At 34.0% G+C, this 11,177-nt stretch carries 10 protein-coding genes; 1 reads left to right on the top strand and 9 read right to left on the bottom strand.

The features are described from left to right. Nucleotides 1-357: 357 nt before the first annotated feature. From J2Y60_RS20840 to dnaK, 6 genes are all read right to left on the bottom strand, one after another. A complete protein-coding gene (locus J2Y60_RS20840) occupies nucleotides 358-1,140 on the bottom strand; it encodes a hypothetical protein (protein ID WP_309916884.1) in 783 nt (260 codons plus the stop codon). 181 nt (nucleotides 1,141-1,321) lie between these two features. Continuing rightward, nucleotides 1,322-2,041: a DUF3667 domain-containing protein gene (locus tag J2Y60_RS20835; protein WP_309916883.1), complete on the bottom strand. Its 720-nt coding sequence runs from the start codon at nucleotides 2,039-2,041 to the stop codon at nucleotides 1,322-1,324. A 46-nt stretch (nucleotides 2,042-2,087) separates the two neighbouring features. After that, complete coding sequence (locus tag J2Y60_RS20830) at nucleotides 2,088-2,339, bottom strand: FUSC family protein (RefSeq protein ID WP_309916880.1); 252 nt, start codon at nucleotides 2,337-2,339, stop codon at nucleotides 2,088-2,090. Between the two features lie 340 nt (nucleotides 2,340-2,679). After that, nucleotides 2,680-3,117, bottom strand: a complete 438-nt coding sequence (locus J2Y60_RS20825) for a hypothetical protein (protein ID WP_309916877.1) — start codon at nucleotides 3,115-3,117, stop codon at nucleotides 2,680-2,682. A gap of 271 nt (nucleotides 3,118-3,388) precedes the next feature. Further along, nucleotides 3,389-4,780 (bottom strand): serine/threonine-protein kinase, encoded by a 1,392-nt coding sequence (locus J2Y60_RS20820; protein ID WP_309916875.1) that lies wholly within the window; start codon nucleotides 4,778-4,780, stop codon nucleotides 3,389-3,391. Between the two features lie 228 nt (nucleotides 4,781-5,008). Further along, nucleotides 5,009-6,916: a molecular chaperone DnaK gene (dnaK, locus tag J2Y60_RS20815; protein WP_309916872.1), complete on the bottom strand. Its 1,908-nt coding sequence runs from the start codon at nucleotides 6,914-6,916 to the stop codon at nucleotides 5,009-5,011. 691 nt (nucleotides 6,917-7,607) lie between these two features. Between dnaK and J2Y60_RS20810 the strand changes: the two genes are divergently transcribed. Further along, a complete protein-coding gene (locus J2Y60_RS20810; RefSeq protein ID WP_309916870.1) occupies nucleotides 7,608-8,525 on the top strand; it encodes a D-2-hydroxyacid dehydrogenase in 918 nt (305 codons plus the stop codon). An 8-nt stretch (nucleotides 8,526-8,533) separates the two neighbouring features. Here J2Y60_RS20810 and J2Y60_RS20805 read toward each other — a convergent pair whose 3' ends face one another. The 3 genes from J2Y60_RS20805 to J2Y60_RS20795 all read right to left on the bottom strand — a co-directional run bounded on the left by J2Y60_RS20805 (nucleotide 8,534) and on the right by J2Y60_RS20795 (nucleotide 11,061). Continuing rightward, nucleotides 8,534-9,103 (bottom strand): hypothetical protein, encoded by a 570-nt coding sequence (locus J2Y60_RS20805; RefSeq protein WP_309916866.1) that lies wholly within the window; start codon nucleotides 9,101-9,103, stop codon nucleotides 8,534-8,536. Nucleotides 9,104-9,133: 30 nt separating this feature from the next. Beyond that, entirely contained in the window at nucleotides 9,134-10,039 is a 906-nt protein-coding gene (locus J2Y60_RS20800) for a universal stress protein (RefSeq protein WP_309916863.1), read from the bottom strand. An 80-nt stretch (nucleotides 10,040-10,119) separates the two neighbouring features. Then, on the bottom strand, nucleotides 10,120-11,061 hold the full coding sequence (locus J2Y60_RS20795; RefSeq protein ID WP_309916860.1) for a universal stress protein: 942 nt from the start codon (nucleotides 11,059-11,061) through the stop codon (nucleotides 10,120-10,122). Nucleotides 11,062-11,177: the final 116 nt, after the last annotated feature.

Genomic DNA, 11,177 nt, shown 5'->3' with positions numbered 1-11,177 from the left:
AAAACCCCGAAAATTGCCAGTATTGACACTTTTTCGGGGTTGTTTTTTTGTAATATATTGATAATTAAATATTTACAACATTAAAGGAAAGCCTAATCCAATGAGATGAAATATGATAATTATTGCAGCAATCCACTGAATGGCTGTTAATAGTCTAATGATGGTGGGTTTGTCATTATTTCCCATTTTTTTACTAACATGAACAAGCGTAAATAAAGAGTTTTCTCCAATGAAATAAACGTTAACCAATCTGCTGAATTTATTCAAAACACTAGTTAAATAAGTTTTAGAAAGCTGATTTTTTATCAATAGTTCGATATTGTCCTTTAAGCTATCGAACAGCGAGGTATAGGTTAGTTATTTTTTAATCAATTTATATAATAGTTTGCCTTTTTTAGTTTCTACACATCGATCTAAGTCAGTGTCATATGATTTACAATCAAGATTGTAAATCATCAAAGTATCTTTTGAAAAACTCCATGTATATTCAAATCTATCATCTGGGTTTTTCCTTAAATGCAAAAGATCAAATTGACAACCAGCATCAATATAGTCATCTTGAACTAGGTAGCTATTAAAATCTAAGAATCCCTTTACAATACCATCTTCACTGAATGATATCGATTGTTTAGGGGAGTCTACCACTTGATAATTACCAGAAAAAATTTCTTTATTCAATAATCGGCTTGAAAACGTTTCGTTAGGTAATCCCATCTGATACTTGATATATTTTTCTCGAATTCCTTTATTGGCAATTATCATCGTATCATTTAATACTGATATACGTATGGTGTCATTATCGTAGTCAACACAAAAGAAATTATTAGGTTTTTCAGTAATGACTTTCATGTCTATGCCTTCATGAAACCCATAAACGAACATAGCAGTGTCACTTCTAAAAGTAATAAATGAAAATTCACCTTCATTTTGTGAAATCTTCGGAGATTTAGTCTTTTGTATTGAATACAAATATTTTAAATTAACCCAATCGCCAGCTAAATCATAAACAGTCAATGTGCTAACAGAATCAATAGTCAACATTCTAACAGAATCTGAGGCTATTGATTGGCTATCTTTAAGGCTTTTATTATCGGAACAACTTATTAAGAAAATAGATAGGAACACTAATAGCAATCTCATATTTTTCGAAATTTTAGAAAGAACATTATACTTTTAATTAAGTTTTAGTAGATATATTATTAGAAATGCTATTTATTTCTATACTTTTTGTTGTAACTCATCAACAAGACGAGAGTCAAATAACCATTGGCCTTTTAAAGGGTTTATTCCCTAAGATAATCCCAATAAAATAGCATAGACTTTAGATTTTTTTGCCTATCAAATCAATAGCTACCCCTATTAGTATTATTACTATTTCAAATGAACCAAACCCTAATAAATAGGCAAAGAGAGCCTTTAAGTAATTTTTGAAGCCTCCACCAAAAAACTGTCCAATAGCCCAAGAGATATATATCATTATAATACTAAAAATGACTGTATCAAGAATAGCGTTGGTTACAAATTTGCCAACAATAGGGTGTATCGAAAGCCATAACATACCTTCGCCCATGATAAAACATAACAAAACGCCGATTTCATAAATATTGTACAAACACTTTTTGAAAAAAATCTTTGTCCAGAATGTAATGAATAACAACATCAATATATTGGCATATCCATAATTGTTCTGAACCCAGAGCATAACACTATTTACACCTGAAACTCCATATTGTTTTTTAAGTTGTTCTTCACTGAGTACATCAACCTCTAAGTAGCTCGTAATCAAGCTATAAATAACTGAACATAGAAACAAAAAAGTTACAGGTTTCGTACAAGCATTTCTATCTGTATTGAGATAATGGTGAATTAGTTTGCTAGGTCGTAGCAACAATTCACGGACAGTAAACAAAAAACCTCTCTCATAGCCAATCAGGTTTAGAAACTCCTCTGCGGCATATTTTCTATCAACTCTTTTCAATAAAGGTTCTTGTACGTTGGTATTGGTAGCCTGATTAGGATGGTCTAAATGTTCATTCTTCATACGTTTGCGCAAGTGATGCTATGGTTGAAATTTATGCTAATTGAGACTATTTCAAGTTTCGCTCTTTTAAAATATTTTCTAATTCTTTATTATCATATTTGGAATTATTAGCCAATCTATACGCAAAAAACAAAGGGATTAAAATAAAAAATCCTAAACCATTTTTTGCAATGCTAAAAATGACAATTCCTATAAGGAACCCAATTAATAGCGCATTAATAATAGCGGTTGATTTCATTTTTTTTGCTTCTTGTAACAACTCTTGGTCCGTTAATTCTGTGAGTTCTTTTTGTTTCATTTGTATGTTTTAGGTTATTATATTTTATTGTTGATGTTGTTTTTCAGGATAGTAACAAAATAATGGAGGTAAAAAAATGTATATCCATGAAGTAAAACTAAAATATTTTAAAGGGTTTTCAAATCACATTAAATAAAAAATCTCTCCTTTCACCATAGTAGATGGCAAAAGGAGAGATTTGGAAAATCTTGTATATTTATCTAATTCAGTTTAAAAGTGAATTAGGTTAGTAAGAGTAAGTTTTAGCGGATTGGAAATCCTTTTTTATCAGTAGTTCGAGATTATCCTTCGGAACATCTCGAACAGCCTAATTTATTAAATCAGGGTTATTTCTAGCAACTTAAATGCGGATTAAAGGGTTAAATTTAGGCTGTACTAAAGAATGATATTGCTGATATGACTGTGGAAAGGATGCTTGAAATCTTATCAGCAGACTCAAGTTGTTCTGGTTGAAGTTGCTTTTAAGGTTTTCTAGCTCTAATTTTAATTTTTGTAAATTATTTTCCAAGATTTGCTCTTGAAAAGCAAAACCTCCTTTCATTTTAAGGTCATTTGCTTCAATGTGTAAAACAAAACTTATAAAATTGTACTTGAGGTTTAAATCTGAAAGTAAACCTATCCTTTCAAAATAATATAAAATTGCTTTTAGCGATTCAAACGTAATATTAGCTTTTGTTAATATTACATTTGGATTTCCTTGATTATGACTTTCTAATGTACAATTGTCACATAAGTATGAAAGGATAATGTCTTTTTGAAGTGATGTAATTACTCCCATTTTTGGTATAAAATTAATTAAAACGATGAGATTTAAAGTCGTTAAGAATAAGTGTTTTCGTCTTTACTTGTGTTTTTTACCAATAAAATCAGCTTTAGTACATGAATAAACCAACTAATAAATAAGATTGACTTTTAACTTATTATCTTTAGTACTAGTAATTAACGAGTTGATAATGCATGGATTATTGATGAAAAACACAAAATACTTTTCATCAATAATTCGAGATTGGCTTTCTGAATATCTCAAACAGAGTGTTATGCTTTTTTGTCTACCATTCAGTGTCATCATCTATTTCTTTGCGTTTTCTTTCTTCAGCTTTTTTGTCTGCTAAATGATTAGCTTTAATTATAGCTACCTTAATTACTTTTGGAAATATTAAGTTTGAAAAATGCTTCATGTCTACTTTAGTTTCAGCAGAAATAATGTATTCAGCTAATTGTGTCTCTATATTCTTTGTAATGAAATTATCAGTAAAAACTTCTTTAATATCTTTTTGAACACTCCATTGATCTATTTCAAATGCTAAATACCAAAGTTGTTTGTGACATAAAAGTCTTGACTCATCATCTGATACAATTTGAATAATTTTTTTTAAAACTTTCCCAAAAGTATTCATTGATGAAAATGGCCAACCCACTGTTTGATAGCATTCATTTAAGCTGTTTGTGTAGGTTTTAAGAAAATCACGAATTCCATTTCCAATTGATTTATAATAATCTGCAAGATTATTACCCTGTAAAAAATAATTATTTATGGGCGAAATATAATCATCATATACATGATCAATATAATTACCCTTTACTAAAAGCTGATGAAACTGAAGTGTATCAATTTTTTCCCCTAATACTAAAACCTCTTTTAGAGTAATATGTTCAATTGGTATTGTTTGATTTAATTGTAAATCTTTTAAAGCATTAAAATGAGTCTCAAATTCTAAAATATCAGCAAATCTATCTTCTGGATTATCCTCTGTCGCTTTAATAACTAATGTAGATAGCTCAAAAGGTTTTAAATTATCAGGGTCTTTGCCAGTGAAAATAAAATATATCAATCTACCTAAAGAATAAATATCGCTTTTGATTGTTGAATCTTTAAGTTTTATTCTTTGTTCAGGTGAAACATATAAAACTTGTCCATAGCCAGAAGCACTTGAGGCTGTATAATATGATAGAGCTTCTGTGTCTTTACCTAATCCAAAGTCGCAAACTTTAATTATTGGGATACCATCTTTAAAAAATACTAAAGCATTATTAGGTGAAATATCTCTGTGTAAAATGTCTCGTTCATGTGCGTATTTGATGGCATTTATAACCTGTGATGCTATGTTAAACCTTATTTCTTGTGTTAAGACTGAATTATTCTTTTTAACAAAATCATACAAATTATATTTAGCGTATGGCATTAGATACCACAGCTTTTTATTTTCTTTGTCATTGCCATGATTTATGAGGCGTATTATGTTTTTACACCCTTGTAGTTCATCAAGCAATTTAATTTCCCTTGTTAGCCTATACCTGTATTCTTCGTTTGAATAATGACTTTTTTTTAGTTCTTTTAAAGCATAATTTTTCCCTGTTATTTCGTCAGTATATTGTTTGACTAAGCAAAAGTATCCCTGTCCTTTGGCTGCAACATGTTTTAGATTGTTAAAGTCTTCCATAAAATATCTTATAGTAAGTATATGACTACAATATACCTGTTTCTTTAAAATTTATTGAGTATATCTATTGTAAAATTTGTCTAATCGTGTAAAATTAAAGTATTTTTTGTGAATCAAACAAAAAAAAGTACCACAAAATCCATCATATACGATTAAAGATTTTATGGTACTCTTATATATTTTCAGTCAAAAACTGATAGCTTAAAGCTCAAGGCTCACAGCTACTACTTATTTCACTTCCTCAAAAGGAACATCTTCTGCTGATGAGTTTCCTGCTCCTGAATCAGCAGTTTGACCTGCGTCTCCAGTTGGTTGAGCTCCCTCTGGGCTACCTTGTGCGTACATTTCTTGCGAAGCTGCTGCCCAAGCGTTGTTCAATTTTTCAAGTGCTGAGTCGATAGAAGCTACATCACGTGAACCGTGTGCTGTTCTCAATTCTCCTAAAGCACCTTCAATCGCTGATTTGTTACCTGCTGATAATTTATCACCGTACTCTTTCAATTGTTTTTCTGTTTGGAAAATCAATGAATCAGCTTGGTTGATTTTTTCGATTTTTTCACGTTCAGCTTTATCTTCTGCTTCATGAGCTTTCGCTTCCTGACGCATTTTTTCGATTTCAGCATCAGTCAAACCGCTTGATGCTTCGATACGGATATTGCTTTCTTTGCCTGTTCCTTTGTCTTTTGCAGATACGTGAAGGATACCATTAGCATCGATGTCGAAAGTAACTTCTACTTGTGGAACGCCACGTGGTGCTGGTGGAATACCGTCTAAGTGGAAACGTCCTAATGAACGGTTCTGACTTGCTAACGGACGCTCTCCTTGCAATACGTTCAATTCTACTGAAGGTTGGTTATCTGAAGCTGTCGAGAATGTCTCAGATTTTTTCGTAGGAATTGTAGTGTTGGCTTCGATTAATTTAGTGAACACGCCACCCATTGTTTCGATACCCAATGACAAAGGAATAACGTCTAATAATAATACGTCTTTTACTTCACCTGTCAATACACCACCTTGTACTGCCGCACCGATTGCTACAGCTTCATCTGGGTTAACACCTTTAGATGGCTTTCTTCCGAAGAATTTCTCTACTTCTTCCACCACTTTAGGAATACGTGTTGAACCACCTACCAAGATAACTTCGTCGATGTCAGCATTTGTAAAGCTCGAGTTTTTCATCGCACGTTTACATGGCTCAAGCATTCTTTGGATTAAAGAATCTGCCAATTGCTCAAATTTAGCACGTGATAATGTACGTACTAAGTGTTTAGGCATACCGTCCACAGGGAAGATATATGGCAAGTTGATTTCTGTTGAAGCACCTGATGATAATTCAATTTTCGCTTTTTCTGCTGCTTCTTTCAAACGTTGAAGAGCCATCGCATCTTTGCGTAAATCTACACCTTCGTCTTTTTTGAATTCGTCTGCTAACCATTCGATGATTACTTGGTCGAAGTCGTCACCACCTAAGTGTGTATCACCGTCAGTAGATTTTACTTCAAATACGCCATCACCTAATTCTAATACTGATATATCGAAAGTACCACCACCTAAATCGAATACAGCAATTTTCATATCTTTACCGCCTTTGTCAAGACCGTAAGCTAAGGCTGCTGCCGTTGGCTCGTTGATGATACGTTTAACTTCTAAACCTGCAATTTGTCCAGCTTCTTTAGTCGCCTGACGTTCCGCATCATTAAAATAAGCAGGAACTGTAATTACTGCTTCTGTAACTGTCTGCCCTAAATAATCTTCGGCAGTTTGTTTCATTTTAGTCAGAATCTGAGCAGAAATTTCTTGAGGTGTGTACAAACGGTCACCGATGCGTACACGTGGGGTATCATTTGAACCTTGTTCTACCGTATATGCAATCGTTTTTAATTCACTACCAACTTCAGAATAACGTTTACCCATGAAACGTTTGATAGATGAAATAGTGTTTTTAGGATTAGTGATAGCCTGACGTTTGGCAGCGTCTCCGACTTTACGTTCACCGTTACCATTATCTAAAAAGGCAACGATTGAAGGTGTAGTACGACGACCTTCTGAGTTAGCGATTACGACTGGCTCGTTACCTTCCATTACAGCTACGCAAGAGTTGGTTGTTCCTAAGTCAATACCGATAATTTTTCCCATTGTTAATATTAATTAAGTATATGAATAAGATTTTTTATTTTTACTATAAAGAGGCTTACAAGAATGTTTACCTATTTTTGTTACTCTAAATATGTTTTGCACTATTCAATCATTACATAAACAGATAGAGATTTCCTTACTTTCAACAATCTTGATGCCAGTACCTTTTTAACACTTTTTTTGTGCCATAATGGCAGAATACCATTTTTGATTTGCCATACTAGCAGTTTTTTATTGGAAAACTGACAGAATACCATAAAATAACGAAGCCATACATAATGACGATTACTTAACGTTTTATTTCTAGCGAACGACTTAAGTCCTAGTCATTACTCACATCTTTTAAAAAGTTAAAATGGAGATGTGATTATTGATAAATTGGTTAAAATAACCTTTAAAACCAAACGTTGAAGACCTTATCCCTAACGAGGGACTTAAGTCCCTCGCTAGGGATAAGTATCTAATTATTAGAAATTTATAAACTTGTTACTAATCAATACGACTTAAGTCGTTCGCTAGAAATAAAAGCATATTATTGAATTAGTGCCAATAAATAACTTCGTAAGCTTTGACAACTTTCAAAAGTTGTCAAAGCTCGCTTAACAAAATTAGTATTTAAAAAACTGTTCCATAGAATGGTTCGTACGGAATACACAACAAATGAGATTTTCTTAAAAACAATCAATTCAACATGAAAATATATATTCATACCAAATTTGAAGAAAACGAGGCTTTGCTTATCAAAGAACAATTATCGGAGAAATATAAAATTGTTATAGGAGAAGAGATTCCTGCTGAAAAAAGAGAGGAGGAGTTCTTGAGTGCAAGTATTTGCTTTGGCAATGTGCCGCTGGCGTGGGCTCAGAAAACAACCCAGTTGAAATGGTTACAACTGCATTCTGCGGGATTAGACCCTTATCAGCAATTAACCGACCATACCTTTAAAATAACCAACCTAAAGGGCTTCTTCGGGCAGTCGGTAGCGGAAACGGCGGTGGCAGGTATTTTAGCGATGTACCGTGGTGTCAACCATTTAACCCAACTACAGATGCAGACAAAGTGGATCGGTACGCCTTTGCGTTCTACCTTGCATCTATTAAATAATGCCAAAGTATTAGTGCTTGGGGCTGGGGCAATCGGACTAAAGGTAAGAGATTTATTGACAGGGTTTAACTGTAAAACCACCGTCTTGGACTCTAAAACGATTACACAATTAGAAGAACATTTGCCCACGACTGATATTGTAGTAGCTACTTTGCCAGAAACGCCCGAAACTATTGGTTTGTTTAACAAAGAACGTTTGCACCTACTAAAATGCACTGCTTTGTTTGTAAATGTAGGCAGAGGTTCGGCAGTGGACGAGCAAGCTTTGATAGAAATGTTATTGAATAATCAGCTTTACGGAGCTGTACTGGATGTGACAGCCACAGAGCCACTTCCAGACGACCACCTGCTTTGGCAAATGCACAATGTCTTATTAACACAGCACACCTCTGGCGGATGGGCAAATGAGAATATAGATAAAATTAAGTTTTTTCTCGAGAACCTATCAAGGTTTGAATGTGGAGAAGCCTTAGTAAATATAGCGAATCTGGCACGGGGCTATTAATATTATCGCTACTTAATACTCGTAGAAGTATTGGGAGAATAATCAAAAAAGAGTGTCCCAATTCTTCTTTCTATGTTTTTGATAGGAGCTGCTACTACCCAAACCTTATTGGTTTTTTGTAAAACAACGATAGAATCCTGTACAAACAAAGGCGAGGCATACAGTGCCAACGCCGAAGTGTTTTCATAGTTTTTGTTGCTAGCCACCAGAATCTTCCCTTCAGTATCCACGATGTTGATATTAGAGAAATGATTCATTTGAACAATATTCTGGACAAATCCATTAATCCTTTTTAAGTCCTTTTTCATCATGTTGGTTTGGATAGACCACAGCAAGGGCTTACAAAGGGTTTTTAATATTTGTTGTTCTTTCTGATTAATGTCTTTGTTGGTATCAAACACCAATACTTCCTGAGCTACTTGGTTTTGGTAATCTTTCCAGTAATAAATGCTAATAGTACTTACCAAAGCAATTATGGTGGTAGAAAACCAAAACCAAGCCCAAGAATACCCGTGAGGGGAATCCCCTTGAGGCGAATTTGAAATGACTTTTTGATGAAAGTCCTGAGTTGCTTGCATGAGAATGTTTCAAAGAGGTATTACAAAAATCTAACTACTACTCACGGTTTCATCAGTTAATGTTTTTTCAGCTTTTACAGGTTCCTCTTGTGGTCTGACAGACAACACTGGGATTTTCGCATGATTCAACACCTGTTGGGCAAAAGGACCAACGAAGTAGTCTTCAATTGAATAGCTAAAATCGGCAGTGATAATCATCAAATCAATATCTAATTCATCTGATTTTCGCAAGGCCGCATGGGCTACGGAATCAGTATAAGTAAAGATAGAATAGCCTTTGATATTATCCTCAACCAGCTTTTCGTTCAAGGCCTTCAACTCTTTGTCTAAATATGTTGATTTCTTACTGCTGTCGTCGTCTAATAAAGCTAAAATAATGAGTTCAGACTGATGTTTTGCAATGATTTTTCTAGCGAATTCATATTTATGCAAGGCATTCGGAATGGTTCTTACAGGGAATAACACTTTCTCGAAATTCTTCCATTTCTTCTCATTTGGTATGGTAAGAACAGGACAAGAGGCTTTTTTACTTACGTCAAAAGCATTAGTTCCCATAAAAAACGATTTAAAGCCCGAAATACCATGCGTTCCCATTACAATCATATCTACGGCATGATATTCCGCTATTTTAATAATCTCGCTAACTACACTCCCCACGACACACATCGGAATTACCGTGATAGGATGTTTTGATGTAACAGATTCAGCCAATTTGGCTAATTTTCTGTTTTCTCGTTGGATAACGTTCTCTCTGGTCAAATCCAACTCTACACCATGTTCGGAAATAGTTAAATACGTATCAGGGTCAATGACGTGTAGTAGATGGATTGTAGATTCATAATCTTGACTCATGTGTACAGCATAATCTAAGGCATTTAATGATAATTTGCTGTAATCAATAGGCACTAGGATTTTTTTGATTATTAGATTTTCCATGATTAAAAAAAAATTAAGTGGTGAAAATATTAAACCGATTAATTGAATAATTTGTCTTTATGGTTCTTGTAGTTGTTTTGTTAAATTATCCCTAACATTTGCACAGGGTAGGGGTATTCACTGTTTTCTTCATCTTCATTAATCGACTTAACCACAAAGGCATCGGCTGGTTTGGGTCTGATAGATAAAACAGGGACTCTGGCATAATGGACTATCTGCTGAACAAAAGGGCCAACGTAATAATCCTGAATGTGGTGGTCTATCGAGGCGGTAATAATCAGCAAGTCAGCCATAAAATCAGTGGTTTTTTCAAGCACTTTTGCCGCTACTGAATCGCAGTAATAAAAACCAGTTTGTGATTTTAGGTTATCCTCTTTTAATTTTTTATCGAGTTTGAAAGTTTCCTGACTTAGCGTTTCAAAACTTGCCTTTTCTCCATTTTCCAAGAGCCCGACGACTACCAATTCGGCGTCATTTTCTCTCAAAAAATTTCGTGCCATGCTATATTTTTGGATGGCTCCTTCAACAGCTCTGATAGGATAAACAATGGTTTTGAAAGCTTCAAATCTTCGATGAGACGGAACTAGCAACACTGGGCAATAGGCATTTTTCAGTACATTAAAGGCATTTGATCCCATCATGAATTCTTTAGTGCCTGATATACCGTGTTTACCCATTACAATCAAGTCTGCATAAAAATCAACCGTGGCTCTTACTATTTCGGGACAAACCCATCCCGTTCTGATAATGGCTCGGCAATCGATAAACTCGTCATTGGTAATTTTATCAGCAAGTTTTCTAAGGTTAGTTTGATGAGTATCAAGAAGTGTTTGCAGGTTTGAGTCACTAATCATAGTGCCGTCGTCCTTATTATTAACCAAGGGACTAATATTTACTACATGCAGTAAAATCAATTGTGCATGCTGACGTTTGGCCATTCCAATAGCGGTATGAAGCGCATTCATTGAAGATTCACTAAAGTCAATTGGAACAAGTATTTTCTGAACTGCTTGTGTATCCATAATATATGAGTTTTAGGTTGGAAAATCATCAAAACAGCGATAACGAACGGTTTGATGATTCAAAATTGAAACTCATAACTTAACCATAGCTTAATCTAATATTAGAATTTACTTAG

This window comes from Arcicella sp. BE140, from assembly GCF_031456255.1.
Lineage (GTDB): Bacteria > Bacteroidota > Bacteroidia > Cytophagales > Spirosomataceae > Arcicella > Arcicella aquatica.
The sequence above is the reverse complement of the archived record's forward strand: the minus strand, read 5'-3'. Positions and strand labels throughout refer to the sequence as shown.